28 protein-coding genes and 2 pseudogenes are annotated in these 25,377 nt (G+C 64.7%); 7 read left to right on the forward strand and 23 right to left on the reverse strand.

Annotated elements, in window-relative coordinates; translation table 11 throughout:
• Positions 1-729: IS4/Tn5 family transposase DNA-binding protein (locus FJQ54_RS04685; protein WP_207790364.1), on the reverse strand; the 729-nt coding region annotated here is incomplete at its 3' end.
• A gap of 204 nt (positions 730-933) precedes the next feature.
• Here FJQ54_RS04685 and tnpA point away from each other — a divergent pair.
• The 3 genes from tnpA to tnpC all read left to right on the forward strand — a co-directional run bounded on the left by tnpA (position 934) and on the right by tnpC (position 3,457).
• Positions 934-1,389: an IS66-like element accessory protein TnpA gene (gene tnpA / locus FJQ54_RS04690; protein WP_066271400.1), complete on the forward strand. Its 456-nt coding sequence runs from the start codon at positions 934-936 to the stop codon at positions 1,387-1,389.
• The gene (gene tnpB / locus FJQ54_RS04695; protein ID WP_066271397.1) at positions 1,383-1,736 is read left to right on the forward strand and encodes an IS66 family insertion sequence element accessory protein TnpB; all 354 of its coding nucleotides are present in this window, start codon (positions 1,383-1,385) and stop codon (positions 1,734-1,736) included. The genes tnpA and tnpB overlap by 7 nt, the downstream gene beginning before the upstream one ends.
• Positions 1,737-1,876: 140 nt before the next feature.
• Positions 1,877-3,457, forward strand: a complete 1,581-nt coding sequence (gene tnpC / locus FJQ54_RS04700) for an IS66 family transposase (protein ID WP_408006013.1) — start codon at positions 1,877-1,879, stop codon at positions 3,455-3,457.
• A gap of 126 nt (positions 3,458-3,583) precedes the next feature.
• On the opposite strand, the gene FJQ54_RS04705 is transcribed toward tnpC, so the two are convergent.
• The 3 genes from FJQ54_RS04705 to FJQ54_RS04715 are packed head-to-tail and all read right to left on the reverse strand — an operon-like array spanning position 3,584 to position 4,805.
• Entirely contained in the window at positions 3,584-3,934 is a 351-nt protein-coding gene (locus FJQ54_RS04705; RefSeq protein WP_140927264.1) for a hypothetical protein, read from the reverse strand.
• On the reverse strand, positions 3,934-4,500 hold the full coding sequence (locus FJQ54_RS04710) for a hypothetical protein (protein WP_140927265.1): 567 nt from the start codon (positions 4,498-4,500) through the stop codon (positions 3,934-3,936). Before FJQ54_RS04710 ends, FJQ54_RS04705 begins: the two co-directional genes overlap by 1 nt.
• Positions 4,497-4,805, reverse strand: coding sequence for a PadR family transcriptional regulator (locus FJQ54_RS04715; protein ID WP_140927266.1), 309 nt, complete (start codon positions 4,803-4,805; stop codon positions 4,497-4,499). Before FJQ54_RS04715 ends, FJQ54_RS04710 begins: the two co-directional genes overlap by 4 nt.
• Positions 4,806-5,160: 355 nt before the next feature.
• Here FJQ54_RS04715 and FJQ54_RS04720 point away from each other — a divergent pair, with 355 nt between their 5' ends.
• The 3 genes from FJQ54_RS04720 to FJQ54_RS04730 all read left to right on the forward strand — a co-directional run bounded on the left by FJQ54_RS04720 (position 5,161) and on the right by FJQ54_RS04730 (position 8,121).
• Positions 5,161-6,042, forward strand: coding sequence for an AraC family transcriptional regulator (locus tag FJQ54_RS04720; protein ID WP_140927267.1), 882 nt, complete (start codon positions 5,161-5,163; stop codon positions 6,040-6,042).
• A 610-nt stretch (positions 6,043-6,652) separates the two neighbouring features.
• Positions 6,653-7,255, forward strand: a complete 603-nt coding sequence (locus tag FJQ54_RS04725) for a TIGR02466 family protein (protein WP_140927268.1) — start codon at positions 6,653-6,655, stop codon at positions 7,253-7,255.
• Positions 7,256-7,293: 38 nt separating this feature from the next.
• Positions 7,294-8,121 carry a hypothetical protein gene (locus FJQ54_RS04730; protein ID WP_140927269.1) on the forward strand — a complete coding sequence of 276 codons (828 nt, stop codon included), beginning with the start codon at positions 7,294-7,296 and terminating at the stop codon, positions 8,119-8,121.
• An 11-nt stretch (positions 8,122-8,132) separates the two neighbouring features.
• Here the strand turns inward: FJQ54_RS04730 and FJQ54_RS04735 are convergent, their stop codons facing one another.
• Positions 8,133-8,459 (reverse strand): DUF1905 domain-containing protein, encoded by a 327-nt coding sequence (locus FJQ54_RS04735; protein WP_140927270.1) that lies wholly within the window; start codon positions 8,457-8,459, stop codon positions 8,133-8,135.
• A complete protein-coding gene (locus FJQ54_RS04740; RefSeq protein ID WP_181159979.1) occupies positions 8,456-9,769 on the reverse strand; it encodes a S41 family peptidase in 1,314 nt (437 codons plus the stop codon). The genes FJQ54_RS04735 and FJQ54_RS04740 overlap by 4 nt, the downstream gene beginning before the upstream one ends.
• A 159-nt stretch (positions 9,770-9,928) precedes the next feature.
• On the opposite strand from FJQ54_RS04740, the gene FJQ54_RS04745 reads away from it, so the two are divergent.
• Positions 9,929-11,404, forward strand: a complete 1,476-nt coding sequence (locus FJQ54_RS04745) for a flavin-containing monooxygenase (protein ID WP_140927272.1) — start codon at positions 9,929-9,931, stop codon at positions 11,402-11,404.
• 519 nt (positions 11,405-11,923) lie between these two features.
• Here FJQ54_RS04745 and FJQ54_RS04750 read toward each other — a convergent pair.
• The 17 genes and pseudogenes from FJQ54_RS04750 to FJQ54_RS04825 form a co-directional block, all read right to left on the reverse strand.
• Positions 11,924-13,150: a glycosyltransferase gene (locus FJQ54_RS04750; RefSeq protein WP_140927273.1), complete on the reverse strand. Its 1,227-nt coding sequence runs from the start codon at positions 13,148-13,150 to the stop codon at positions 11,924-11,926.
• Between the two features lie 8 nt (positions 13,151-13,158).
• On the reverse strand, positions 13,159-13,716 hold the full coding sequence (locus FJQ54_RS04755; protein ID WP_140927274.1) for a DUF2141 domain-containing protein: 558 nt from the start codon (positions 13,714-13,716) through the stop codon (positions 13,159-13,161).
• Positions 13,716-14,696, reverse strand: a complete 981-nt coding sequence (locus FJQ54_RS04760; RefSeq protein ID WP_140927275.1) for a hypothetical protein — start codon at positions 14,694-14,696, stop codon at positions 13,716-13,718. The genes FJQ54_RS04755 and FJQ54_RS04760 overlap by 1 nt, the downstream gene beginning before the upstream one ends.
• A 107-nt stretch (positions 14,697-14,803) precedes the next feature.
• Positions 14,804-16,336: an acyl-CoA carboxylase subunit beta gene (locus tag FJQ54_RS04765; RefSeq protein WP_140927276.1), complete on the reverse strand. Its 1,533-nt coding sequence runs from the start codon at positions 16,334-16,336 to the stop codon at positions 14,804-14,806.
• Positions 16,337-16,395: 59 nt separating this feature from the next.
• Positions 16,396-17,106 (reverse strand): ATP12 family chaperone protein, encoded by a 711-nt coding sequence (locus FJQ54_RS04770; protein WP_140927277.1) that lies wholly within the window; start codon positions 17,104-17,106, stop codon positions 16,396-16,398.
• Positions 17,103-17,309: a hypothetical protein gene (locus tag FJQ54_RS04775; RefSeq protein WP_140927278.1), complete on the reverse strand. Its 207-nt coding sequence runs from the start codon at positions 17,307-17,309 to the stop codon at positions 17,103-17,105. The genes FJQ54_RS04770 and FJQ54_RS04775 overlap by 4 nt, the downstream gene beginning before the upstream one ends.
• On the reverse strand, positions 17,302-17,571 hold the full coding sequence (locus FJQ54_RS04780) for a hypothetical protein (protein ID WP_140927279.1): 270 nt from the start codon (positions 17,569-17,571) through the stop codon (positions 17,302-17,304). The genes FJQ54_RS04775 and FJQ54_RS04780 overlap by 8 nt, the downstream gene beginning before the upstream one ends.
• On the reverse strand, positions 17,564-18,217 hold the full coding sequence (locus tag FJQ54_RS04785; protein WP_140927280.1) for an HAD-IA family hydrolase: 654 nt from the start codon (positions 18,215-18,217) through the stop codon (positions 17,564-17,566). The genes FJQ54_RS04780 and FJQ54_RS04785 overlap by 8 nt, the downstream gene beginning before the upstream one ends.
• 5 nt (positions 18,218-18,222) lie before the next feature.
• Complete coding sequence (locus FJQ54_RS04790; protein WP_140927281.1) at positions 18,223-19,731, reverse strand: M20/M25/M40 family metallo-hydrolase; 1,509 nt, start codon at positions 19,729-19,731, stop codon at positions 18,223-18,225.
• The gene (locus tag FJQ54_RS04795; protein WP_140927282.1) at positions 19,728-20,822 is read right to left on the reverse strand and encodes an RluA family pseudouridine synthase; all 1,095 of its coding nucleotides are present in this window, start codon (positions 20,820-20,822) and stop codon (positions 19,728-19,730) included. The genes FJQ54_RS04790 and FJQ54_RS04795 overlap by 4 nt, the downstream gene beginning before the upstream one ends.
• Positions 20,819-21,190 (reverse strand): fluoride efflux transporter CrcB, encoded by a 372-nt coding sequence (gene crcB, locus FJQ54_RS04800; RefSeq protein WP_140927283.1) that lies wholly within the window; start codon positions 21,188-21,190, stop codon positions 20,819-20,821. Before crcB ends, FJQ54_RS04795 begins: the two co-directional genes overlap by 4 nt.
• A 21-nt stretch (positions 21,191-21,211) precedes the next feature.
• Positions 21,212-22,054: a hypothetical protein gene (locus tag FJQ54_RS04805; RefSeq protein ID WP_140927346.1), complete on the reverse strand. Its 843-nt coding sequence runs from the start codon at positions 22,052-22,054 to the stop codon at positions 21,212-21,214.
• Positions 22,055-22,080: 26 nt separating this feature from the next.
• Entirely contained in the window at positions 22,081-22,503 is a 423-nt protein-coding gene (locus FJQ54_RS04810; RefSeq protein WP_140927284.1) for a hypothetical protein, read from the reverse strand.
• A 27-nt stretch (positions 22,504-22,530) separates the two neighbouring features.
• Positions 22,531-22,665 (reverse strand): annotated as a pseudogene (locus FJQ54_RS18075) (PEPxxWA-CTERM sorting domain-containing protein); the annotation flags it as partial.
• A gap of 69 nt (positions 22,666-22,734) precedes the next feature.
• A pseudogene (locus tag FJQ54_RS17750) lies at positions 22,735-23,682 on the reverse strand (NF038122 family metalloprotease); the annotation flags it as partial.
• 69 nt (positions 23,683-23,751) lie between these two features.
• Positions 23,752-24,072: an MmcQ/YjbR family DNA-binding protein gene (locus FJQ54_RS04820; RefSeq protein ID WP_140927286.1), complete on the reverse strand. Its 321-nt coding sequence runs from the start codon at positions 24,070-24,072 to the stop codon at positions 23,752-23,754.
• Complete coding sequence (locus FJQ54_RS04825) at positions 24,069-25,373, reverse strand: replication-associated recombination protein A (RefSeq protein ID WP_140927287.1); 1,305 nt, start codon at positions 25,371-25,373, stop codon at positions 24,069-24,071. The genes FJQ54_RS04820 and FJQ54_RS04825 overlap by 4 nt, the downstream gene beginning before the upstream one ends.
• Positions 25,374-25,377: the final 4 nt, after the last annotated feature.

The following is a 25,377-nucleotide window of genomic DNA, read 5'->3' on the forward strand; positions in this document are numbered from 1 at the left end:
ATGGCCACCGTCGCCCGCCAGACGATCGACACAGGTGCGGACCAAGAAATGCGTGCCGGGCGCCTGTGTTTCGCAGAAGAACTCGTAAATGTCGTTCTCTCGATCGCCAATGTGAACCAGTCGCTCCGGATCGCCTAGCAGGGTGGTCGATTGACGCATATTCTCGAGCCAGCGGTAGCTCTCCTTCTCCTCGATCGGCACGCGCGTGGGATTGATCCGCCGCTTCAACGCGTTGGCGCCCTTGAACTTGGTGCGGGTCCAGAATTTCGCCGCTGTCAGACCCAGTGGCAATCCCTCAGTCGTGATCGCAAGGCTGGAGTGCATGAGCAGGCCGCAGACCGTATGAAGCCGAAGCCGACCATTCTCATCACGCCGGCTCGGCGCAAGCCCGATGGCGCCAATCGTTTCAGGATTGCGCCTTTGATAGGAGAATTCGGTGGTGTCCTGTAAAACCAGGATGAACCCCTCAAGCGCCGCCGCGCGTGTCCGTGTCGCCTGAAAATGCCCGGCAAGTATGTCTCCCTCGTTCACCGAGCCATTAGACAAAAAACGGTAGGCCGCCTTTGTATTGGCCCAGTCTTGACACGCCATCGGTATCGGTGCGCCAATCGCTCCTGCCATCTGCTTAAGCATCGTTCGAAGCCGTTCGCCCAGTCGCTTATCACGAAAGGCGGCGGGATCGACTTCCCCGTCAGCCCATCCTGCCGCATCGAAAACGGACGTCTCCACGTTGCACCCCGCCAACCGATTCAGGTGCCAGGGAATGAATCATGCTTGATTCCAGACGGGCAATGCTCATGCGGCCAACGGAATCACGCTCGCGACCACTTGTGGGTAATTGAAAGCCGGCCAGCCACGAGTTGCGCGGTCGGCGCTGGACGGTGAAGGACGGATCCTGAACGGAGTTCTTTCTGGACTCCAGAAGGAGGTCCTGTGAGCGAAGGTGGCGGCGTGATCGTGCGCACGGAGCGGCGGCGGCGCTATTCTGACACAGAGAAGGCGGCGATCGTCGCCGAGAGCCTGCGCCCCGACGTTACGGTGGTGTCGGTCGCGCGCAGGCATGGCATTGCCAAGAGTGTGATCTACAACTGGCGTGCCAACCGGCGCGAGGCTGAAGCGATTGCAAGGGAGGCGCTGGAGTTCATCCCATGTGGCCAGTTCGTGGCGACCTCGGAGCGAGCTTCAGCGTGCGAGATCATCGCTGACGAACCGGAGTCTTCGGTCGGCCCCTTGGCGCAAGATGTTGCGGCTTCTCCTCCGCCCGGGCAACAACGAGCAGGCGCGATTGCCATCGAGCTTGAGGGCGGCGCGCGCCTGACCGTCGACAGCTTCGTCAACGAGAAGGCGCTTGCCCGGGTTCTGCGCGCCTTGAAGGCCGTGTCATGCTGAGCCTGCCGCCAGGAACCAAGGTCTATCTGGCCAGCAAGCCGGTCGACATGCGCAAGGGCTTCGCCGGGCTCAGCGTGCTTGCCAGCGAAGTTTTCCGGCTCGATCCCTATAGCGGCCATGTGTTCCTGTTCCGCAGCAAGCGCGGCAACTACCTCAAGGCGCTGGTCTGGGACGGCACCGGCCTGTGCCTGTTCGCCAAGCGGCTCGAGCGCCATCGCTTCGTCTGGCCGCCGCTGGTCGACGGCGGAGTGGTGCTGACCCCTGCGCAGTTTTCGCTGCTTCTGGAGGCGATGGACTGGCGGCGAACGGTTGCACCAAAACCCCCGCAGCGGCCTGTGCATATCTAGCGACTCGCGCGCGGTTTTCCTGCCTTCGGCTTGGTCAAGATCGCCCGTCATGTTATCCGCTGTTCGTGTCTCCCGCCGACCTCGATCTGCCTTCCGATCCGGACGAGCTTCGCGCCTTTGCCGAGGTGATCAAGGCGCGTCTGGCCGCCTCGGAACAGGCGCTGGCGCAGGAACAAAAGGCGCTCGCTTACGAGCGCAAAGCACATGATGCAACGCGCGACGAGCTTGGTGCTGCACGCAACGCGATCAAGCTGACCACGCTCCAGATCGAGAAGCTCAAAGCCCAGCTTGCCAAGCTGCGCCGCATGAAGTTCGGCCAGTCGTCCGAACGCATGATGCAGCTTGCCGATCAGCTGGAACTCACGCTCGAGGATCTCGAAGCCCAGCAGGCCCATGCCGAGTGCGTCATGCGCGGGCAGGTCGATCAGGACGAGGCCGAACCGCCGAAGGCCAGGCGCAAACCGAAGCGCGCGCCGCTGCCCGATCATCTGCCGCGCGATGTGATCGTGCATCCGGCACCAGGCGCGGATCGCTGCGCGGCGTGCGGCCGCGCGGCATCGGTTCTCGGCGAAGACGTCACCGAGGTGCTGGAATACGTGCCTGCAAGCTTCCGCGTGGTGCGCCATGTCCGTCCCAAGCTTGCATGCACATGCTGCGATACCATCGCCCAGGCACCTGCACCCGGTCTGCCGATCCCGCGCGGCCGCGCCGGTCCCGGCCTCTTGGCGCACGTCATCGTCGCCAAGTTCGCCGATCACCTGCCGCTGTATCGCCAGTCGCAGATCTACGCGCGTGAGGGAGTCGAGCTGTCCCGCTCGACGATGGCCGACTGGCTCGGCCAGGTCAGCTGGCTGCTCGATCCGCTGGTCGAGCGTCTCGGTGCCCACGTCATGGCCAGTCAGAAGCTTCACGCCGACGACACACCGGTCCCGGTGCTGGCTCCCGGCACGGGCAAGACGTCGACCGGGCGATTATGGGTCTATCTGCGCGATAACCGCCGATGGAGCCCGGCAGACAGGCCTGCCGCGCTGTTCCGCTATAGCCCAGATCGCAAGGGCGAGCGGCCACGCGAGCACCTTGCGGCCTTTGCAGGCTTTCTGCAGGCCGATGCCTATGCCGGGTTCAACCCGCTCTATGATCCCGGCCGCATGCCCGGCGTCATCACGCCCGTCGCCTGCTGGGCCCATGCAAGGCGCAAGTTGCACGATGTCCTTGTTGCCGATCGCAGTTCTGCTGCGCGCAAGGGGCTCGGCCTCATCGGGCAGCTCTACGAGATCGAGCGGTCGATCGAGCAGGAACCTCCCCAAGAGCGTTTGCGCCAGCGAGCGGCATCGAGGCTCATCGCGCTCGACTTCTTCGCATGGGCAGATGGCGTCCTTGCCAAGGCATCCGCGCGTTCGCCGCTGGCCGAGGCGCTGCGCTATGCGATCAAGCTGAAGCCCGCGCTGCTTGCCTACACCCAGGACGGGCGGCTTGAGATCGACAACAACCTTGCCGAGAACGCGCTGCGCGGCATCGCGGTCGGGCGCAAGAACTGGCTGTTCGCCGGCGCGGACTGCGGCGGCGAGCGGGCCGCGGCGATGTATTCGCTGCTCGAGACCGCCAAGCTCAACGATGTGAACCCCCAGGTGTGGCTCAGCGACGTCCTCGACCGCATCGGCAAGGGTCATCCGATCAATCGCATCGACGAACTCCTGCCCTGGGCCTGGAAGGCGGCCTAATCCGGCGGCCAGGACGTTGCCTGAGGGCCATTGCGCCAATGGCAGCTATCTGCGATTTTCCGCCAGAAGCTGCCTTTCAGGAAGCGACCCCGAAACGGTCATAAACTTTTGCGATCAATACGGTCCCTAGCTCGTCACGGCCTTGGTCCGCCGATTGGCCAACGAGCAAATGGCCAGCGCGAAGAACAGAACTCCTCCGATCACAACCTGCGGTCCCGGCAGGACCAGCCAAGCCGCAGCGAAGTAGAAACCCATGGCGAAGTTTATCGCCGCCACAATCAACCGGCTGCCCACGCCTGACGATTGGAATCCGATGAGGTTCGCGGCGGCTGCCAGCACAATCGCCAAGCCGGTTCCAACAAACCACAATGCATCGATTGTCCAATCGGCATAGGCTAGCGGGGTCAAAGCGAGGTGGACGGCCCCAAGCAGCACGCCAATAATCGCCAATGCCAAGGCTGGGGTTTGCACGCGCATCAGTTCAACCCCTGCCGAAGAGGGATCAGACGCGCAGCGGAAACTGCGAGCGCCAGTGCGAACATCAAAATCACAAGATCTTCCACGATCAGCGCAAGATACAGGTTCGACATTGGCGTTGGGGCACTGCCGAGCCAGATCATCGTCGCCGCCATTGTCAGCACGGCGATCAAAGGCGCGGCTAGGCTGATTGTGGCACGAAATCCGAACCGGGCCGTGGCGATCGCGCCGACGACAAACAACAGGGCCGTGCCATATCCAAAAACTTCCAGCACGAATGCGTCGGTAACGGACATGCGCCCCGCAAAGCGAATGTTCAGCGCTGCCCAGACCATCGCTCCTCCGACCAAGACGCTGCGAGCAACCTCATGAATGAAGGCAGGGGAAATGATGCGTTCAGTGACGGCCGTGAAGAGGCAGCCTGCCACGAAACGCCAGCGCTCAGCCTCGGGGACGTGATCGAATTCGGCCGCCATTGCAGCAAACCAGGACCGGCGGACCGGCGGCGCGATCTTGAAGGCCAGCACGACACAAGCGCGTGCAAGGGAGTTCCGTTTCGAACTCATATTGCAAATCCTTTCCCGTGGTTTGCAGTGCGCACATCGTCGGACTCAATGGTGCGAGCGAGTGCAATGCCTGATGGCGTCAAGCGATAGGCATGGCGCGGCGGCCTGCTCTCGTGCGGCGAAGGAACCCATTGGGCTTCGAGGTTCCCCTGATCACACAGCCGAATCAGCATCGGATAAAGCGTCCCCGAGGCGATACCGGTCAGCACCATCAATTCATACCCATAACGCCAATCCTGCGGGCGTTCGAGCAGCGCCAGCAAGGCGGTTCGAGTCTGTTTGGAGATGTTGGGGCGTCTCGGCATTACACCAATCTATATATGTAGAGTTTGTGGCGCAAGTGGGATTATCGTTTGACCTGAAGCGGGGCGACGTAATTGTGTGCTCGAAGCCGGTGGCGAAACCCGACGTTCGCAAAACCACCCACGACCGGCCATGAGCAGGGCTGATGCGCGATCCTGAAAGCTGTCTTGCAGCTTTGCTACGCTTCTGAAAAACTCCTGCCTTTCAGGTGAAGCGACCCCAGAGCCGTAATTCAATAACTCGTCCGCAGCCACCAAATGTCATAATCGGACGAGTCATTATAAGTGGAACCGCAAGATCGGTCGAGCGGCGCATACTGCCACGCGCGTAAATGGTTTCGCCAGGATGGAGCGGACAGTGACGACAGCACTTCAATACTACCATGACAGGATGAAGCGGGCGCTCGATCATATCGATCGGCATCTCGACGATCAGCTTGATCTGGAAGCAGTAAGCGCTGTCGCGGCATTCTCGAAGTTCCATTTCCACCGGCAATTCACGGCGATCTTTGGGCTCTCTGTGCATCGCTACGTTCAGCTTTCTCGAATGAAGCGCGCTTCGTTCCGCTTGGCTTATCGTGACGATCAGACCGTCATACAGATCGCGATGGATGCCGGTTATGACGCACCCGACGCCTTCGCCCGCGCTTTTCGCCAGCGGTTCGGACAATCGCCATCGTCATTCCGGAAATCTCCCGACTGGGAGCCGTGGCTTGCGGCCTTCGGGCCTCTCACCGACGCAAGGAGCAAACTCATGCAACAGACTTTCAATGCAAGCGACGTAACAATTCAAGAGGTATCGCCCATCCCGGTGGCTATCATGGAGCACCGCGGACCACCGGCCAAAGTCGGCGAAACCATCCAGCAGTTCATTGCCTGGCGAAAGGCGAACGGGCTTTCTCCCCGCACGAGCGAGACATTCAACGTCTTCCATTGCGACCCGAGAACCACCGACCCGAGCGATTATCGGCTAGACTTGTGTGCTGGAACAGAACGGACCTTCGATGCAGATGATCAAGGTGTGGTCTCCGGTATCATTCCGGGCGGCCGGTGCGCAGTCTTGCGAATAGTGGGTAATACCGACGATCTGGAACCCGCCGCGCTCTATCTCTACCGCGACTGGCTTCCCAAAAGCGGCGAGGAAGCGCGAGATTTCCCGCTTTACTGCCAGCGCGTCTCATTCTTCCCCGAAGTGCCTGAACACGAGGCAGTGGCGGACCTGTTTTTGCCGCTAAAATAACTTTTGACGATGGCCGCTTGTACACTTGACCGCTGCCAGAAGCGGACAAGCGGCTCCCCACCCACCTCCGGTCATTCCGACCTCTCGGCCGTTTTCCCGAAACCGGCCATATGACGCCACGGTTTTCACCGGACGCTTACGAACAAGTCGCAGGAAACTATCGACCTTCTTAGTCGAGAGGCGAATAACCGGGTGGCCGCCCACTCCAATTCTTGGCGGCGAAAGATCTATAAAACCGTCGCGGACTCCGAGGGGACCTGTGCAGGCACTCGTCGATCAGCAACTTCACTGACGAGTGTTCGCTTCGGGAGAGGGTTTGCGTGTAAAATTGGTCCGCACCGAGGACTTGGCCTTGAAACCTTGCACCGCCAACCCCCGTGCGACGGCCACGACGCAGATGGTCGGCGCCCCGCACGCGTTGCAACGCTGCGAACGTGTCAGATTGCACGGAATGAACTCACGAGGTCCAGTCTGACGGCCAGTGACTGGCTCGGTAAGCGGCAAGCGGTTCGAAACGCTTCCACAAAGGGGAGCCAGCGGTTCAACTGATATGCGCCCCAACCGCAGGGCGCGCGCCGGATGGCAAGCGGCGCTTGAGTGGAAGCCCGCGATGCCCATCCACCAGCTGTTCCCCACGCCCGTCTATCAGGGCGAGATCGCAGACGAGGCGCTGATCGCCGAGCTGATCCACAGCACGCGCACGCTGGCAACGGATGACAGGGCAGGGCGGCGCTGGTGCCGCGACAATGGCTATCCCGGCTACACCAGCTACGCCTCTCTCAACGATCTGCCCGCGCGTGATCCGGCCTTTGCGCAACTGGTGAAGCGGCTGGCCCCGCATGTGCGCGCCTTTGCAGAGGGTGCGCATATGGATCTGGGCGGGCGCAAGCCAAAGCTGGACAGCCTGTGGGTGAATATCCTGAAGCCCGGCGGCGGTCATAGCGGCCATATCCACCCGCACAGCATCATCTCCGGCACCGTCTATCTGGAGGTGCCCGAAGGCGCGGGCGCGCTGAAGATCGAAGATCCGCGCCTGCCGCTGCTGATGGCGGCCCCCGGCCGCACGGCCGACGCCCAGCGCGAAGCCAGGCCGTTCGTGTATCTGCAACCCGCGCCCGGCACCGTGCTGCTGTGGGAAAGCTGGCTTCGCCACGAGGTGCCGCAAGGCCGTGCAAAGGCAGAGCGAATCAGCGTCAGCTTCAATTACGCATGACGGCTTGAGGCCGCCGGGCACCTCGCTTAGGCTGGGGCATGTTGACCGTCCGCCTCCGCTCCGCAGGCTGCACTTTCGCCGCCATTCTCGCCTCTCAGGCCGCCCCGGCTGCCGCCCAGCGCTTCGATGACACGATATCGCTGCGGGTGGAGGCCTATTTCGCCGGAGTGGGCAGTTCGGCGAGTGCCACCACTGTCTCCGGCTCGCTGGGCACCAGCATCGATTTCGAGAAGGACTTGCGGCTCGACGATTCCAAGACGCTGCCCGCGCTGGAAATCGGCTGGCGAATCAATGACGATTGGGTGTTGCAGGGCCAATATTATGGCCTGTCGCGCCGGGCATCCGCCAGCCTCGATCATGAGATCAGCTTCGGGGAGACGGTGTGGCCGGTCTCCGCCCGCGTGGGCGCGGGCTTCGATTCCGATGTCTATCGCTTCACCATCGGCAACCTTCTGTATCAGGGGCCGAAACTGGAACTGGGTTTCGGCGTCGGGCTGCACGCCACCGATTTCGAGCTGTTCATCGAAGGCGAGGGGCAGGTGGGCGACGGCCCCGTCCGCTTCCATCGGGAGGGCCGCAAAATCTTCGCGCCGCTGCCCACCATCGGTATCTTCGGGCAATGGGAACCAGCCTCGCGCTGGACGCTGTTCGGCCGGATCGACTGGCTGTCTTTGGGCATCGACGATTATCGCGGCCGCCTGATCAACACGGAAGCGTCGCTGTCCTACCGCATCCACCGCAACTTCGACATCGGCGCCTCCTATCGCTATGTCGATTACAAGCTGAGGGTGTCGAAAGAGGATTGGAACGGCCGCGTCCGCTACCAATTCTCCGGCCCCGCGCTGTTCGTTCGCGCCGGGTTCTAAGGCGGCCGCTCTCAGATCATCGCCGGATCGCGCAGTGTCAGGTCCAGCCAAATTCTGTCGCCAGCACCGATGCCAAGGCTGCGGCGCACGCTTGCTTTCACCGGCAGCATCCAGCTGCTCTGCGCCTTGTTGGGAAACAGCGAGGTTTCCCAGCTGACATCGCCCGATTGCGCGCGCACCCGCACCGTGCTCCAGCCGCGCCGGGTGGCGGAAAGGATGGCGTGCAGCTGCACCTTTTCAGCCTGCTCGGGCGGCAGGGTCACGAAGAACCAGCGGGCGGGGGCCTGCCCCTTCCACTCCCACAGCTCCGCCTCGAACGGCGCAAGCCGGTCCGTCATTGCAGGGTGGCCGACATCTCCATCATGCGCGGATAGCGGATTTCACCCCCGCCGGGCAATGTCCTGACCAGCGCGGTGATATCCCCGCCCGGCCCGGCCCGCTCGACGGCGAAGCGCGCGGCGGGTTCCTCCGCAAGGCTGAAGCGATCTGCCCCCAGCGGCACCAGCGTGCGCAGCGGGCGACGCCCCTGCACCAGCCGCAGCGCTCCGCCGGATTCGGCGATCTGCAAGTCGCCGAAGCGCCCGGCCAGCGCCTGATCGGCGGCATTGGCTGCGGTTTCGGCTTTCAACGTCTCCAGCACCAGCGCCGCCTGCCGGGGCAGAGCCTTGCCCTCCGCCTCCAGCGCGAGGATTCGCGCCACCCGCAGCGCGTCATCCTGCGGCACGGCGACATCGGGCGTCACGCCCCGGCCTTCCCAGTTGGTGCCGGTGATCGGATTCACCGGCGTGCTGACGGAAATGAAGATGGAAAAGCCGTCCGCCGTCTGCCGCGCGCTGCCCGGATTGGCCGCGCCGCCGGTGCGTTCGCCCACGATCACCGCGCGCCCCGCCGCCTGCAGCGTGTAGGCCAGCGCTTCCGCCGATGAGCCGGTCCGCGCGCTCACCAGAATGAACAGCGGCGTGTCCAGCCGCTTCGGCAGGGTGGAGGCGACGGGGGAGAGTTCATAGCCGTCCAGCCCCGTACGGGATCGGAACACGCTGGCCACTTTCGCCGGTTCCGCCACGAACTGCTGCACCAGATAGGCCACCATGTTGGGCGAGCCGCCGCCATTGTCACGCAGGTCGATGATCAGGCTCGGCGTGCCAGCCACGAAGCGCAGCGCGGCATCGGCCGCCGCCTGCTGCGGGCTTCCCGGCCCTTCGAACCCGGCGAACAGGTCCAGCTTCACATAACCCACCCCACCGGGCAGCACGGCCACATCGCTGAAGCCATGGTTCGCCCGCGCCGTGTCGCTGTCGTCCAGCGCGGCCACCGTCGTCGTCGCGTCATTGCCCTTAGGTGCCCAGCTGACGGCGAAATGCCGATCCTCTGTAGAGAGCCGCTTCGTCAGCACGAAGGCGAGGTCGCGCGGGTCTGTATAGCGGTCGAACAGTCCCGCCTTCGCGTCTGCCTCCAGCCCGTTGGCGATCCGCGTCGCCCGTGTCGCATCGAAATAGCTGGCGCGGATCAGCCGCGCGATGTCGGCCACTGCAGTGCGCGGCGCGGGCGCTTGCGCGCAGGATGCCACGCCTTGCGCCAGCGCGTACGTCGGCAGAGCCGCCAAGGTCATCACCAGCGCCGTCGTCAGCGCCCGGGTCACAGATCCCATATCCAGTCTCCCGGGAAAGCCCTCCGCACTCCCACGCGGTCGGCTTTCCCCCTCCATCGTGCAGTCTGCCACCAGTTTCGCCCTGCGCCAAGTGCCAGACTTGCGGAGTCCGACTCCGCATGTCACGCTCTGGGGCAGGGAGTAGGGAAGGACAGGTTTATGGACAGCTTCGACGTCGTGATCGTCGGCGCAGGGCTCAGCGGCATTGGTGCCGCATGGCACCTTCAGGACAAGTGCAAGGGCAAGAGCTTCACCATATTGGAAGCGCGCGACGCCATCGGCGGCACCTGGGACCTGTTCCGCTACCCCGGCATCCGCTCCGATTCGGACATGTTCACGCTGGGCTACAACTTCCGCCCATGGACGGAACAGAAGGCCATCGCAGACGGCCCGCACATCCTGAAATATGTGAACGACACCGCGCGCGAAGGCGGCATCGATCAGCACATCCGCTTCCACCACAAGGTCACGGAAGCCAGCTTCGACAGCAGCACCGGCCGCTGGACGGTCACCGCCGATACGCCGGACGGCCCCCGCCAGTTCAGCTGCCGCATGCTGCTGATGGCGGCCGGCTATTACAGCTATGACAATCCGCACAACCCGCCGTTCGCAGGCGAGGACAGCTTCGCGGGCCGCATCTTCCACGCCCAGCTCTGGCCGAAGGATGTGGATTATCGCAACAAGCGCGTCGTCGTGATCGGCTCGGGCGCGACCGCCGTCACCATCGTCCCTGTCGTCGCCCGCGATGCCGCGCATGTGACGATGCTGCAACGCTCGCCCACATGGATGGTCTCCCGCCCGGCGGAAGACAAGATCGCCAATTTCCTGCGTCGCATCCTGCCGCCGATGGCTGCCTACAACCTTGTCCGCTGGCGCAACGTGCTGATGCAGAACTGGTTCTTTAAGCGCACCCGCAGCCACCCGGAAAAGGTGAACAAGGCGGTGACGGACATGCTGCTGAAGGAACTGCCCGAAGATGTGGTGAAGGCGCACTTCCAGCCCGGCTACAATGTCTGGGATCAGCGCCTCTGCCTCGTACCCGACAGCGACTTTTTCAACGCCGTGAAAGACGGCACCGCCTCCGTCGTCACCGATCATGTCGATCATTTCGACGCGGGCGGCATCGCGCTCAAATCCGGCCAGCATCTGGATGCCGACATCATCGTGAAGGCAACGGGCTTGCGCCTGCAAGTGCTGGGCGGCGCGAAAGTGATGGTGGATGGCAAGGAAATCCGCCCGAATGACCGCTATGTCTATCGCGGCATGATGCTGGAGGGTGTGCCGAACCTCGTCTACGTATTCGGCTATTTCAACGCCTCATGGACACTCCGCGCAGACCTCACCTGCGAATGGGCCTGCCGCCTGCTGGCCGCGCTGGACAACCCCGCCACCCCCATCGCCGTGCCGGAACGCGGGGTCGATCTGCAAGACGAGCCGCTGTTGCTGAACTCCGGCTATGTCCAGCGCGCGCTGGACACACTGCCGCGCCAATCCAGCACGGACCCATGGCGCGACACGCAGGATTATCTGCGAGACCGCCAGTCCATCCATCAGGACCCGCTGTCAGACGGAACGCTGAAATTCCACCCACTGGCCCCGGCACGGGCGCAACCGTTCGCACAGGCGGCCGAGTAGCGGGGGCGGGTGGGCTTTCCCGGAAGCGCCTTTGCCTCCGGCGGCCGGGCTCTGCCCGGACCCGGCAGGGAAATGATTTCCCTGCACCCTCTAACTTTGCGTTGCGCCTGAACTCCAACGTCGCGTGAGTGATCAGATTCGACTGCCTGCGGCGCAACGAAAGCCCTCTCCCCCTGCAAGGGGGAGAGATGGAGAGGGGGTGTCCCCGCCGGGCCTGAGCCACAACAGCGAAACAAGCACTCCGAAGACTCTCTCTCCCCGCTGGGGAGAAAGTTGGAGAGAGGGGAGCGACGCCGGGCCAAACCCACCAACCCCTCCACCCGCTCAGCCTGAGCTTGTCGAAGGCCCCGGAGCAAGCCCGCCAACCTCCCCACCAACCACAACCGTCACCCCGGACTTGATCCGGGGTCCAGCTGTTCTTCGGCAAGGCTGGAGCAGAAAGCTGGACCCCGGATCAAGTCCGGGGTGACGGGTGAAGGAGACAACGAGGGAAACATCCCCCACCCATCCCCACCCCGCTCAGGCCGCCTTGCGCACTCCGGCCGGGATCGGCGCAACCGCGGGCGCGGGGGTCAGCACCGGAGTCGCATTGTTGCGATACAGGCTGAACAGCCGTTCGAAATGCTGCGCCGGGGTGGAAATGTGGCTGCGGCGCGCGCCGATGGCGTTCACCCGCAGCTGATCCGGGTTGCGGTTCAGCAGGCGATGGATCGCATCCGTGGCGGCGGCCGGGTTGCCCGGCTCATACAGTTCGGACCAGGCCGGGTCGGCCGCATCCGTGCAGCCGCCTTCGGCCGGCAGGATCAGCGGGATGCCCGCCGCCAGACCTTCGCTGGCAACAAGGCCGAAGGTTTCCGCGCGGCTGCCGTGGATCATCGCGTCTGACGAGGCGAGGATGCGGGCGAGTTTCTCCCGGTCGCTCACCTGCCCCAGCAGCTTCACATTCCCGGCGGCGGTGGCGGCCTTGTGCACCCGCTCGTTGGCGAAGCCGTTGCCGATCTGGATCATGGCGACATTCTCGTCGCGCAGCGCACCCACCGCCTTGAACACCACCGGCCACTGCTTTTCATGATGGTGGCGGCCCACGCCCACCAGCAGCCGGGCGGATTGCGGCAGGCCGAATTCGGCCAGCATTTGGCGGCGCAGTTCGCTGTCGCGCTTACAGGGGTGGAACAGTTCTTTGTCCACGCCCAGCGGCACCAGTTCGGATTGGATTCCGGCCTGCTGTTCGATGCGCTGGCCGAACCAGCGGCTGCCCACGATCACGCTGTCGAAGCGGCGCGCGGTGCGGGCGAGGTAGCGCCAGTACCAGAAAGAGGCCTTGTCCACCGTGTCTGCACGCAGGAAATCCTGTGTCCACACCTGCAGGTGCGCGGCGACCGGATCGGCGTGCATGAACAGCGCCTTGTGCGCCATGTTGGCGGCGCGGCCCTGCCAGTTGGCGACGATCCACGCCCCCCGGAATGGCGAGGAGGCTTCCACGACATCGGGCTTCAGCTCGTCGAGCAGCTGCACGACGGGGGCGGCCTTCCAGAACACATGGTAACGGGTGTCCACCGGGATCACCGGGGCCTTCACATAGATGACCTGCCCGCCCTCGCGCTGCTCCACCCGGTCTTCCGGGCCGGGCGCGATCACGCTGACCTTCACGCCCGTCTGGTGGCCGAAGGCGAGTTTCGCGTCGATATAGGTCTTCACCCCGCCGCCCAGCGGCGCATAGAATTCAGCGACGTCAACGATATGCATGGTTGCCCCTACCGGTTTCCGGCCGATTGAAGTTCTTCCTTGGGGATCGGGCCGAAACCCAGCCCCCGCAGATAGTTCATGGTCACATTTGATTCACTCAGCCCGCTGTTGAAGCGCATGGCGACTTCGGATGCCTTGGGCTTCGTCTTCAGGATGCTCACGCGCGGGTTGCGCGTGAAGGTCGCGCCATCGTCGCGATAGTTGAACTTCCGCACGCCCGTGGGGGAGTGGAAGGCGCCCATCGCATAGGTGCCGGGGCCGGGGATCAGCACGCAGACCTTCGCCACGCCGGTTTTCGGCACCGGCACGGTCACGCGCTGATACGCTTTCCCTTCGGCCACCAGCTCATGGTGGTTGCGCATGAAATCCTGATCATTGCCGGGCCACAGCTCGATGCGCAGCGTGCCGTCGCGGTTCTTGAATCCGTCCACCGTCAGCAGCACGGCATCGCGGCCGGAACCGGGCAGGCAGGCGGCGGCGTCGGGGCCGAGAATGTCCGGACCAGCCAGCGCGGGGGTGGCGGTTGCGGCCATCAGGGCGACGAGGGGGATCAGCTTTTTCATCATCAAAGGCTCCCGGCTGCCTGCGGCAGCCCTTCTTCGGCCACGGTGTCGCCGCGGCTTTCAATGGTGGATGCCCCCACATAGGAAATCACATGGCTCACAAGGTGCAGCGCCCCGGCCGCCGCCATCAGCGCCGCCACTTCGGGCGCGGCGGAACCCGTCAGGCTTACCCCGATCGCCGCGAACAGCAGTTCCTTGTTCGGCACGAACGGCAGCCGCGTGACGACCATGCGCAATGCCCCCAGCACCACCCATGTGCCGACGTCCACCGAAGGCAGTGCCACGATCCACGCCAGCAGCAGCAGCGCGGAGCCGATCAGCAGCCGCCCGCAGTGCAGCAGGAAGATCACGAAATTCTCGCGCAGCGGCAGGCTCATGACCTTGCGGCTGAACAGCAGGATCGCAAGGCTGATGGAAATCACGAAGGCGAAGCCGAAGCCCACGGAACGCATCGCCCCGCCGGTGAACGCCGCCTGCACCGCTTCGCCGCCGCCCATGGACAGCGCCAGCCCCAGCATCAGCAGCGTGGCGACATTGCCCGCCAGCGCGGAAGTGATCGCCACATCCTTCACGGCGGCCAGCGGCCCGGCACCCACTTCGCGCGCGCCCAGCGCCTTCTTCGCCCACATGAACAGATAGGCGTCTCCGGAATAGCCGAACACGGCCTCGTTCAGCACCCGCTTCTTGGAAAAGACGGCGAGCGCGCGCGGCGTCAGCGGCCACCAGCGGCGGAAAATGATATATTCGGTCACGGGGGTGGCCATGTAGGACATCGCCACCAGCAGGTAGAAGATGGGGTTGGCCGGCAGCACGTTCAGCACTTCCTGCCAGCCGATATTGGCGACAGCGCGCATCAGATAGGCCAGGATCGCCGCCGACAGGCCGAACGACAGCAGCCGCTTCGTCCCCGGAGACATGGAGACGGCATGCGCCAGCCGGGCGCGGCTGGCTTCAAGGCTCTGCAGGGCGGACTCGCGGATCATGACCCTGCCGAGCTAAGGGCCGATTGCGACCGGAAAGGGGCAGCAAGGTGCCCGAAACCGGCCACAGTTGTTTCAGTTGCGGCGGACGGGGCTGCCGCACTCAGCGCTTAGAGCGGGATATTGTCATGCTTTTTCCATGGGTTGCTGAGCTGCTTGGTGCGCAGCTTGCGCAGGCCCACGGCGATCCGCTTGCGGGTGGCGTGCGGCAGGATCACCTCGTCGATGAAACCCATGCTGGCCGCCACGAACGGGTTGGCGAAGCGGGTTTCATATTCCTTGGTGCGCTCGGCGATCTTGTCCGGGTCGCCGATGTCCTTGCGGAAGATGATTTCCACTGCGCCCTTCGCGCCCATCACCGCGATTTCGGCGGTGGGCCAGGCATAGTTCAGGTCTCCGCGCAGATGCTTGGAGGCCATCACGTCATAGGCACCGCCATAGGCCTTGCGGGTGATCACGGTGATTTTCGGCACCGTCGCTTCGGCATAGGCGAACAGCAGCTTCGCGCCATGCTTGATGATGCCGTTATGCTCCTGCGCGACGCCGGGCAGGAAGCCGGGCACGTCCACGAAGGTGAGGATGGGGATGTTGAAGGCATCGCAGAAGCGCACGAAGCGCCCGGCCTTCTTCGACGCGTTGATGTCGAGGCAGCCCGCCAGCACCATCGGCTGGTTGGCGACGATGCCCACGGTATGCCCTTCGATCCGCGCAAAGCCGATCAGGATATTGCCGGCATGGCCCGGCTGGATTTCGAAGAAATCGCCATCGTCGGCCACCTTGGCGATCAGTTCGCGCATGTCATAGGGCTTGGTCGCGCTGGGCGGCACCAGCGTATCCAGAGACGGGATCGGCCGGTCGAACGGGTCGACGCTGTCCCGGTGCGGCGCGCCTGCGCGGTTGTTCAGCGGCAGGAAATCGAAGAAGTCGCGCGCGCGCAGCAGTGCATCCACATCATCTTCCAGCGCCAGATCGGCCACGCCGGATTTGGTGCTGTGGGTGATCGCTCCGCCCAGTTCCTCTTGCGTGACGACTTCGTTCGTCACGGTTTTCACCACGTCCGGGCCGGTCACGAACATGTAGGAACTGTCCTTCACCATGAAGATGAAGTCCGTCATGGCGGGCGAGTAAACCGCGCCGCCCGCGCAGGGGCCCATGATGAGGGAGAGCTGCGGCACCACGCCGGAGGCGAGCACGTTGCGCTGGAACACCTCGGCATAGCCCGCGAGGCTGGCCACGCCTTCCTGAATGCGCGCGCCGCCCGAATCGTTGAGGCCGATCACCGGCGCGCCCACCTTCATCGCCATGTCCATGATCTTGCAGATTTTCTGGGCGTGGCGTTCAGACAGGGAGCCGCCGAACACGGTGAAATCCTGCGAGAAGACGAACACGAGGCGGCCGTTGATGGTGCCCGATCCGGTGACGACGCCGTCGCCCGGAACCTTGGTCTTTTCCATGCCGAACTCGACGCAATTATGCTCGACATACATGTCCAGCTCTTCGAAGCTGCCTTCGTCCAGCAGGATGTCCAGCCGCTCGCGCGCCGTCAGACGGCCCTTGGCGTGCTGTGCATCGATCCGCGCCTGTCCGCCACCAAGGCGGGCTGCCGCGCGCCGCTGTTCCAGCTCGTCCAGCACCTTCAGCATTGCCTGTCGTCCCCTTCAAATCGTGTCGCGGATTGGCCTAGCGGCCACTTGCGCTGCTGTCACCGCCCGAAATTGCTCGCGTCTGCAAGCTGTAGAAAGCGCGCGGCTGCGGCAAACTGCGCGCGCCGCGCCGCGCGGTCTGCCGCCGCAAGCGCATCCTCGCCCCACAGATCTGCCTGAAACGCCTCGTCGAGGATGGAGGCCGCCCACGCGGCGTCCACCTCCAGCGCGCCATGCGCCAGCGCCAGCGGGATCACCGCCGATCCGGACAAGGTGACGAGCGGAGACAGCGCCGCCAGCGCGAACGGCCCGAAACCGCGATAGGCGGCCGCGATCCGCGCCAGCGTCTGCGGCGGCTGCGGCCGATGCACCACGCCCGCCGTCACGACAAAGTCGATGTCGAAGCGGGCCGCCGCCCAATCCAGCAGCGGTTGCCAGCGCGCGGCCTGAAGCACGGCCAGCTCGTCGGGATGATCGGCGCGGTAGCAGAGCATGTCGGACTCGGCATAGCGCGACAGCCCGTCGGCGAAGCTGTGCGGATCGGCGGACACCAGATCGACCGCCGCATTGGCCAGCCCTGTCAACGGCATAGCAGTGGGCTGAAGCTCCCCTTCCACCGCGCGCCATTCCTCGGCCAGCGCGTCGGCCAGCCCGGCGTGGGGCAGCAGTTGCGGCAGGCCCTTGGGCGTTTTCACCGCGCGCCCGTCCAGCTTCAGCACAAAGCCGCCGTCTGCGGCTTCCACCGCCACTTCGGTCCAGAAGCGCTTCACTTCCAGCGCGTTTTCAGCGCGCGCGGCCCAAACAGCACGATGATCGCGCCCGCCGCCATCAGCATCAGCCCGCCGCCCATCGGCCCCCCCGTTTCCGGGGCGCGGCCCACCAGCCACATGCCGCCGAACACGGTCAGCAGCCCGGCCAGACGCACCAAAGTCATCAGCCACAGCCGGGCCTCTGCGGGGTCGCGCTCAGCCATCGTCGCCGGGATCCCAGCGCAGAACGGCGCGCATCCGCCACGCGCCTGCAAGGAACAGCACGCCCGCACCGATGCCGGGGGCGTGCACCAGCAGGTCTGCCCAATGGGCGGGCAGGGCGCGCACCAGATCGAACAGACCGCTGCCTGTGAACCACAGGCCCACCACCAGCAGCCCGCGCGCCAGCCAGACGTCCCATGGAGAAGGTTCGGCTGCCTGCGGCTGCCTCGGCGGTTCGCCGAACGGATGATTGTCATTATCCATGCAACAGCGCCTTCAGGTCCGCCGCGTCTCGCGCCACGGCTGCTGCGCCCGCCTCCAGCAGTTCGGCGGCGTCATGATAGCCCCAGTCCACCCCCAGCGCCGTGACGCCGGCCGCCACGCCCATGCCGATATCGAACACGGTGTCGCCGATGATGAAGGCCCTGTCCGCGCCGACGCCTGCATCCGTCAGGCATTGCAGCAACATGGAGGGGTGCGGTTTAGACGGATGCCGGTCCGCCGTTTGCAGGCTGATGAAATGCTTTTCCAGCCCATGATGCTCAAGGCAGAGCTTCAGCCCCCGGTCACTCTTGCCGGTGGCCACGGCCATCATCCAGCCGCCCGCTTCCAGTTCCTCCAGCAGCTCGCGCACGCCGTCGAACAGCGGCTCCGGGTCCAGCTGCTGATCTGCCCTCAGGCGCTGGAAGGCCAGCTTGTAATCCTCCGCCAGCCGCACATGCAGGTCAGCCGGCGCGTCCGGCAGCAGCGCCTGCATCGCCTCCACAAGGCTGAGGCCCACCACCCGGCGCACTGCATGCGGGTCCGGATCGGCCAGCCCCAGCCGGGAAAAGCTGCTGTGCATCGCGCGCAAGATATTGGCCTGGCTGTCCACCAGCGTCCCGTCGCAATCGAACACGGCGAGCTTCATGCCGGTCAGCCGATGCTCGCCATTTCATACAGGAAATCGACGAAGCCCTTGGTCGCCCCGGCATAGCCCTGCACCTTGGGGTTCGTGCTTTCGATCAACAGATACTCGTTGGGCGCGTGCGCGCCGCCGCCATGGCCCAGCCCGAATTGCCCGGCGGGGATAGAAACCGGCGGCTGGGTGAACACGCTGCCCGGCCAGCTGCCCGCAAGGCGAGGGTTCAAAGTCGTTTTCGCGCCATATTGTTCATAAACCACCTGTTGCGCCCGGATGATGCGGGCGTTTTCGGCCGTTTCCGTGGGGTCGTAACCGCCAGAGACGATCACTTCGATGTCGCCGAAGCCCTTCTTTTTCAGGTGCGCCCGCAGCTTTTCCTCGGCTTCCTTCTTCGTCTGGTTCGGCACCAGCCGCGCTTCCAGCTTGGCCTCCGCCTTGCCGGGCAGGATCGTCTTGCCGCCGGGGCCGGTATAGCCCGCCACAAGGCCCTGAATGTTCACGGTCGGCTGCGAGGCGAGGCGCTCCAGCGCCTTTTCCCAGGGCTCGTCGTTGATCCACATCTTCACGCCATAGGCCGCCTTGGCCTCGGCCTCGCTCATGGCGGCCGCGCTTTGCGCGATCAGTTCTTTTTCCCGCGCCGTCAGCGGGCGGACATTGTCAAACCAGCCCTCGATGGCGGGCGTGTGGCCGTCGGCCTCCACCAGCGTGTTCAGCGCCTGCACCAGATGCCACACCGGCGAATCGATCATGGCATGGGTGGAGCTGTGCACATCGCCCTTCGGCCCCTTGCCCCAGCGTTCGCCACTGGAGATCAGCTGGAATTCCAGCGGCCCCTTCGCCCCCAGATTGATCGCCACATTGCCGTTCGCGCCCTGCCATGCGGAGGGGATGACGATGCCGTCGGTCTTTTTCAGGGCCTTCAGCACCTCCGGCACGGCGACGATCTCGTGGAAGTTGGGGGAGGCGATTTCCTCCTCGCCTTCGGCCACCAGCACGAGGTTCACCGGCAGTTTCTTGCCTGCCGCCTTGAAGGCGTGCAGCGCGTTCAGGAAGGCCATTTCCGGCCCCTTCTGGTTCACGGCACCGCGCCCCACCAGCACCTTGCCCCAGCCGGGCTTGTCCGTCAGCGTCGCTTCGAACGGCGGGGAGGACCATTCCGCCGGGTTCACCTGCTTCACATCATACATGAAATAGATGCCCAGCGTGCGCTTCGCGCCCGAATCCAGCGTGGCGAAGATGCCGGGCTGGCCGCTGGTGGGGATTTTCTTCACCGTCTGGAAACCGGCGTCTTTCAGGATGCCCATGGTGTAATCCACGGCTTCGGGCATCCGCCAGTTTTCCGCCGCGATCCCCGGATGCGCGATCCAGTCCACCAGCCGCTTCACCCCGGCATCTTTGTCGGCATCCACGGCCGCCATCACCGCCGTGCGGTCGCTCGCCGGGGAGGCCTTTGCCACCCCCGGCACCAATGCCACAGCGGCGGCACCCGCCAGCAAGTCCCTGCGTCCGATCTCGGTCATTTGCGTCCCCTTTTTGGTGAATCCGTATCCCCCCGGCTGCGCCGTTCGCCGCGCCGGTTCCCCGATGTGGCGGAGCTCAGCCTGCGGCTTTTCTTCGGCGGCCCCGCCATCGGCTCCGGCTCGGGCAGGTCGGCCTCGCGCGGGTCGAAACCAAGGCTGGCCAGTGTTTCGGCGAAGTGCGGCGGCAGCTCCGCCTTCACATCCAGCGTGCCGCCATCTGGCAAAGCGATCACCAGCCGCCGCGCATGCAGGTGCATCTTGCGCGAGACATTGCCGGTGAGGAACGAGTCCTTGCCGCCATATTTGCCGTCCCCCACGATCGGGGTTCCGGTGGCGGCGGCATGCACGCGCAACTGGTGGGTGCGGCCCGTCAGCGGCTGCATTTCCACGAACGCGGCGCGGTCCGCGGCGCGGTCGATCACGCGGAAGCGGGATTTGGCGATCTGCCCCTCGGCCTCGTCCACGTGCATTTTCTCGCCGCCAGTGCCCGGCTGCTTGCCGATGGGCAGGTCGATCAGGCTGTCATCCAGATGCGGCCCGCCCGCCGTCACGGCCCAGTAGATCTTTTTCGTGTCGCGCGTGGCGAACAGCTTGCCGAAGAAGGCCGCCGCGCGAGAGGTGCGCGCCAGCAGCAGCACGCCGGACGTGTCCTTGTCCAGCCGGTGCACCAGCTTGGGGCGGTTTTCCGCCTCGAACTGCAAGGCGTCCAGCAGGCCGTCGACATGCTCGAACGTCTTGCTGCCGCCCTGCGTGGCAAGGCCGGGCGGCTTGTTCAGCACCAGCGCATGTTTCGATCGGTGGATCACAAGGCTTTGGGCGAATTCCGTTTCTTCGGGCGACAGCTCGCGCTTGGGCTTCACCGGCTTCGGGGCCAGCGCCGCAACGGGCTGCACCTCGATGGGCGGCACCCGCAGCACCTGCCCCTCGGCCAGCCGGTCTCCCGGCCCCACCCGCGCGCCGTTCAGCCGCAGCTGCCCGGTGCGCGCCCAGCGGCTCACCTGATTGAAGCTGATGTCGGGCATGTGCCGCTTGAACCAGCGGTCCACCCGGATGCCGTCATCATCGGCGGCGATGGGGAATTCCTGGCTCATGCCGTCAGGCTCCTTGCAATCCACAGCCCGGCGGCCAGCGCGCCGAGCGCCAGCAGAACCGAGGCCAGCGCATAGGCAATGGCGATACCCGCCTGCCCGCGCTCGATCAGCAGCATCATGTCCAATGAGAAGGCGGAAAAGGTGGTGAAGCCGCCCAGCACGCCCACCCCCAGCAGCAGCCGCCAGCTTTCGCCGCCGCTCGACCGCGCGGCGAGCCAGCCGGCCAGCAGTCCCATGGCGAGGCCGCCCGACACGTTCACGATCAGCGTGGCCCATGGCAGGGCGGTCGCGCCAAGCATCCGGCCCACGCCGAAGCGCGCCATGGCGCCCAGCGCGCCGCCCAGTCCCACAAGTAAAAAGGCTGTCACAGCCTTGCCATAGCCCGGCCCTCAGCCGATGCCAAACGTCCATCCTTCGGTTTTTGCGATCTTGTCGGTAAGTCCGGGCGGCTGCCACCAGCGCGGGTCGGCATGCAGGTGCCGAAGCGCAGCGGCGATGACGATGGCGTCGGTCTGGTTGTCGTCCAGTTGCCCGCCGCCGGGGAAGGGGGCGCTGCCAAGCGCGGCCAGCGCCGTATCCAGTGCAGCGCCATCGCGGATTTTCAGCCCGCGCCCGCCCGCATGACGCAGCATCGCCCGGCCATAGATTTCCACCACGGTGCGCTCGGCCCGCGGATCGAAGGGCCAGACCGCAAATTCCCCGCGCAGCCGGTTCAGCACGCGCATGCCCGCGAAGCTGGCCTTGGCCACCTGCGCTGCCCCCACGCAATCGAACAGGGTGGCCGCCTTGCCGCCGCCGCGCGCGTTGAAGGCCATTTCGCACTGGCGGAAGCGCATGAACGGCGCCTTTGGCCCATCGGCCGCGCCCATCCAGAAGTAAGGCCGCGCCGCGCCGGTCATGAACCCCAGCGCGCCATAATCGGCATCCCCGGCGTGCGCTTCCACATGGCGCCAGAAGGCTGGCGCGGTGTCGGCAGTTTCCAGCCCCGGCAGGTAAGCGCCTTTGTCCACAAAGGGTGGGGCGAAGGAAAAATCGAACCCGGCCAGCACCTTGCCGGGCAGAGCCAGCAGCCACTCCGCCACTTCGGCCCTCGCCCAGCCGCCGCGCGCGGGCGGCGGCACCAGCCGGGGCGCATCCGCCCCGGTCTCTGCCACCGCCACGGCGATGCCTTTGTGCCGAACCCCCTTCGCGCCGGACCAGTCGACGCCAACGAAACAGTCGAACTCAGGCAGGGGGGCGTGCTTTTCGTTTGCGCCGTCTAGCGTGCACAATATCTCCGCCCCGAAATGTCGGTGTCTGGGGAAGTAACGACATGCACCCGGATTTGGGAAGATGTGCGCCCCCTGAAAGTGACTGCTGCGCCCGAGGTAAACTGCGTCACCGATTCAACCGATGTGATCGACCCAAAGCAGAAGGGTATTATGATTGACGAAGGCCCATCCCAAACCGGAGCGGCTACATCGCCATTCTCTCCTTTGAACACGGTCTTAAATTCGGGCTTCCTCGTTTCGGCCAAGTCAAGCCGATAACGGGTGGAGCCGAGCGTTCCTTCTTCACTGACAGCCAAGCGTGCCACATGTTTCCCATCGGGCGACTCGATATTAAAAATCACCTTGCGCGGAGAGCTGTCGCAGGAAATCAGCGATAACATCAGGAGCATTGCTGCCAGCCCCCGGAACATGTCAGAAGCTCCTGTTGTCATGGTATTTTATCCGAAGAGTTGATGTTCTCGTTCGGCGGATGATCCGGAATTGTTGGGCCGATATCTGCGGCGCGCCATCAGCCCCACGAAGCCGAAGCCCGCGATCAGCATCGCCCAGCTGGAGGGTTCCGGCACCACGCCGAACATCAGCCGCGTGTTGGCGCGGAAATCCGGGTTCGCCAGCACGTCGAAGTTCAGGTTCCAGCCCAGCGCGTCGAAGGCGGCCATGTCCAGCGCGTTCACCACGCCCATTTCGCCGCGCCGGGATGTCGGGTCCATCATGCCCAGCCCTTCCTTCCAGTGCGAGGCCTGCTGGCCATCGCCCCAGTTCACGCCGGTGGAGAAATAGCCATCCATGAACGCGGTTGCGCCGCCATCGATGGAGAAGAAGGGGTTGCCCCCCATCGACCAGTCCAGCCCGTTCGCGGAGTAACGGAACATGTCCATCCCGTGGCCGATCCAGTCGTAATTCCAGTTGCGCCAGATGTTCGGTGCGTAAGCGTCATAATAGTCGACACCAGAGGTGAAGCCCATGATGTGGCCGATTTCATGGAAGGCAGTGAAGGTGAAATCATAGGCCCCCTTGGAAATGCCGTCCGTCGGGTCGAAATCGAAGTTCAGGTCCGAGTTGAAGTTGATTTTCCCGTCCTTGTAGCTGTCCACCTGGATCAGCCCCAGCGCCTTGCCCTGCGCCCAAGTCACGCCGAAGGCCTGGTTGTTCCAGCTGCCGTCATTGTCATAGATGCTGGAAAAGGGGTCTGCTCCGGTCTGGTAGAAGGCGTTGGTATAACCCGGCTTCCACATCCCGATGGAACCGCTGGAGGCATCCGGCAAATTGGCGATGGCGATTGCATCCAGCGCGGAATTGCCCACCGCCCCCAGCGCGGTGACGACGGTGCCGACATTCGGGACATAATAATAGTTTTCGGTGCCGCCGATCGGCCCGTTCACGCCCTGCCCGTAAAACTTGATGTCGATGCGCAGGGTGGTGTCCGTGGTGATCATCGATTCCCAGAAATCGGCCGCCTTGCGGAAGCTGTTGTAGGCGGCGGTGTCTTCCGCCAGCCCGCCCTGATCGAACAAGTCGATCTTCAGCGCCAGCGCCGGTTGCGCGATCAGTGCAGACGCCAGAATGGCGCCGAGAATCCGAGTCTTCATAAAGCCCCTTTTTGAATTTGCCCGCCGCCAGTTCTGGCCTGTGCGCGGGCGAAGTCAACGGGATTTAGGTTAACGCCAACCCCTGGGTGCACGCCGCGCCCAGGCTTCCGCCAGCAGCGGCGCGAGATCGGCGGGCGGCAGGGTTTCGTAACGCACCAGCACGCAAGGCCAGCCGACATAATGCGGCGTCTGGAAGAAGATCTCCGGCTCCATCTCTATCAACAGGGCGACCCGTTCCACATCGAGCATCAGCACGAAATGATCGTCCGCGCGGCCCGTGCAGGCGATCACCTTACCCTTCACCTTCAGCGCCGGGCGGCCATAGGCGGTGGACGGTTCCGTTCCCCTAAGCGCCAGCCCTGCCTGTTCGATGTCTGGCCATGTGGTCATCTCTGCCGCTCGGCCCGAAGCTGCTCCCAAAACGCCAGCCGCTCCGATATCCGCTTTTCCATGCCGCGATCCGTTGGGCGATAGAAGCTTTGCCTCCCCAGTCTGTCCGGCCAGTAATTGTCGCCGGAAAAACCATGTTCCGTATCATGGTCATAGGCATAGCCCGCACCATGCCCCAGTTCCTTCATCAGCTTTGTGGGCGCGTTCACGATGTTCTTCGGCGGCGGCAGGCTGCCGCTGTCTCGTGCGGCCTTGAAGGCGGCCTTTTGCGCCACATAGGCCGCGTTGGATTTGGGCGCGGTCGCCAGATAGAGGCAGGCGTGGGCGATCGCCAGTTCGCCTTCCGGGCTGCCGAGGAAATCATAGGCGTCTTTGGCCGCCAGCGTGATCGTCAGCGCGTTCGAATCTGCCAGCCCCACATCCTCGCTGGCGAAGCGCACCAGCCGCCGCAGCACGTACAGCGGCTGCTCCCCCGCCACCAGCATCCGCGCCAGCCAGTAGAGCGCGGCATCCGGGTCTGATCCGCGCAGCGATTTGTGCAGGGCGGAGATCAGGTCGTAATGGCCATCCCGATCCTTGTCATACACGGGCACACGGCGTTGCAGCGCTGCCGCCATCCCCGCGCGGTCCAGCGGTTCGCGCGGGGAAATCGAAAACAGCGTCTCCACCTGCCCCAGCAGGAAGCGGCCATCGCCATCCGCGCCTGCCAGCAGCGCCGCGCGGGCGTCCGGCGTCAGCGGCAGCGCCCGGCCTTCGCCTGCCTCCGCCCGCGCCAGCAGCGCCTCCAGCGCGGCTTCGTCCAGCCGCTCCAGCACCAGCACCTGCGCGCGAGACAGGATGGCGGCGTTCAGTTCGAAGCTGGGGTTCTCCGTCGTCGCCCCCACCAGCGTGATCGTGCCATCCTCCATCGGCGCTAGAAAGCCGTCCTGCTGGCTGCGGTTGAAGCGATGGATTTCGTCCACGAACAACAGCGTGCGCGTGCCCGCCACCCGCGCGGCAGCGAAGATGGCCTTCAGATCGGCGGTGGACGTCATCACAGCCGACACGCCGACGAAGCGATAGCCCGTCGCCTCCGCCAGCAGACGGGCGATGGTGGTTTTCCCCGTGCCCGGCGGCCCCCACAGGATCAGATTGGGTAAGCGCCCCCTCTTCTCTTTGGCGGCCGCCACCATGCGCGTCAGCGCGCCCTCCGCGCCCAGCAGATGTTGCTGCCCCACCACCTCGGTCAGGCTGTGCGGGCGCAGCCGCTCCGCCAGCGGCGCGCGGGTTTCGTCAGCAGGGGTCACGAACAGGTCGGCCATCCGG

The organism is Sandaracinobacter neustonicus, assembly GCF_006385875.1.
GTDB lineage: Bacteria > Pseudomonadota > Alphaproteobacteria > Sphingomonadales > Sphingomonadaceae > Sandaracinobacteroides > Sandaracinobacteroides neustonicus.

Bases quoted from the DNA above. Each gene is read 5' to 3' on its own strand.
- tnpB (WP_066271397.1), top strand. From the start codon at position 1,383: ATGCTGAGCCTGCCGCCAGGAACCAAGGTCTATCTGGCCAGCAAGCCG.
- FJQ54_RS04705 (WP_140927264.1), bottom strand. From the start codon at position 3,934: ATGCGCGTGCAAACCCCAGCCTTGGCATTGGCGATTATTGGCGTGCTG.
- FJQ54_RS04710 (WP_140927265.1), bottom strand. From the start codon at position 4,500: ATGAGTTCGAAACGGAACTCCCTTGCACGCGCTTGTGTCGTGCTGGCC.
- FJQ54_RS04715 (WP_140927266.1), bottom strand. From the start codon at position 4,805: ATGCCGAGACGCCCCAACATCTCCAAACAGACTCGAACCGCCTTGCTG.
- FJQ54_RS04725 (WP_140927268.1), top strand. From the start codon at position 6,653: ATGCCCATCCACCAGCTGTTCCCCACGCCCGTCTATCAGGGCGAGATC.
- FJQ54_RS04730 (WP_140927269.1), top strand. From the start codon at position 7,294: ATGTTGACCGTCCGCCTCCGCTCCGCAGGCTGCACTTTCGCCGCCATT.
- FJQ54_RS04735 (WP_140927270.1), bottom strand. From the start codon at position 8,459: ATGACGGACCGGCTTGCGCCGTTCGAGGCGGAGCTGTGGGAGTGGAAG.
- FJQ54_RS04740 (WP_181159979.1), bottom strand. From the start codon at position 9,769: ATGGGATCTGTGACCCGGGCGCTGACGACGGCGCTGGTGATGACCTTG.
- FJQ54_RS04745 (WP_140927272.1), top strand. From the start codon at position 9,929: ATGGACAGCTTCGACGTCGTGATCGTCGGCGCAGGGCTCAGCGGCATT.
- FJQ54_RS04750 (WP_140927273.1), bottom strand. From the start codon at position 13,150: ATGCATATCGTTGACGTCGCTGAATTCTATGCGCCGCTGGGCGGCGGG.
- FJQ54_RS04755 (WP_140927274.1), bottom strand. From the start codon at position 13,716: ATGATGAAAAAGCTGATCCCCCTCGTCGCCCTGATGGCCGCAACCGCC.
- FJQ54_RS04760 (WP_140927275.1), bottom strand. From the start codon at position 14,696: ATGATCCGCGAGTCCGCCCTGCAGAGCCTTGAAGCCAGCCGCGCCCGG.
- FJQ54_RS04765 (WP_140927276.1), bottom strand. From the start codon at position 16,336: ATGCTGAAGGTGCTGGACGAGCTGGAACAGCGGCGCGCGGCAGCCCGC.
- FJQ54_RS04775 (WP_140927278.1), bottom strand. From the start codon at position 17,309: ATGGCTGAGCGCGACCCCGCAGAGGCCCGGCTGTGGCTGATGACTTTG.
- FJQ54_RS04780 (WP_140927279.1), bottom strand. From the start codon at position 17,571: ATGGATAATGACAATCATCCGTTCGGCGAACCGCCGAGGCAGCCGCAG.
- FJQ54_RS04785 (WP_140927280.1), bottom strand. From the start codon at position 18,217: ATGAAGCTCGCCGTGTTCGATTGCGACGGGACGCTGGTGGACAGCCAG.
- FJQ54_RS04790 (WP_140927281.1), bottom strand. From the start codon at position 19,731: ATGACCGAGATCGGACGCAGGGACTTGCTGGCGGGTGCCGCCGCTGTG.
- FJQ54_RS04795 (WP_140927282.1), bottom strand. From the start codon at position 20,822: ATGAGCCAGGAATTCCCCATCGCCGCCGATGATGACGGCATCCGGGTG.
- FJQ54_RS04810 (WP_140927284.1), bottom strand. From the start codon at position 22,503: ATGTTCCGGGGGCTGGCAGCAATGCTCCTGATGTTATCGCTGATTTCC.
- FJQ54_RS04820 (WP_140927286.1), bottom strand. From the start codon at position 24,072: ATGACCACATGGCCAGACATCGAACAGGCAGGGCTGGCGCTTAGGGGA.
- FJQ54_RS04825 (WP_140927287.1), bottom strand. From the start codon at position 25,373: ATGGCCGACCTGTTCGTGACCCCTGCTGACGAAACCCGCGCGCCGCTG.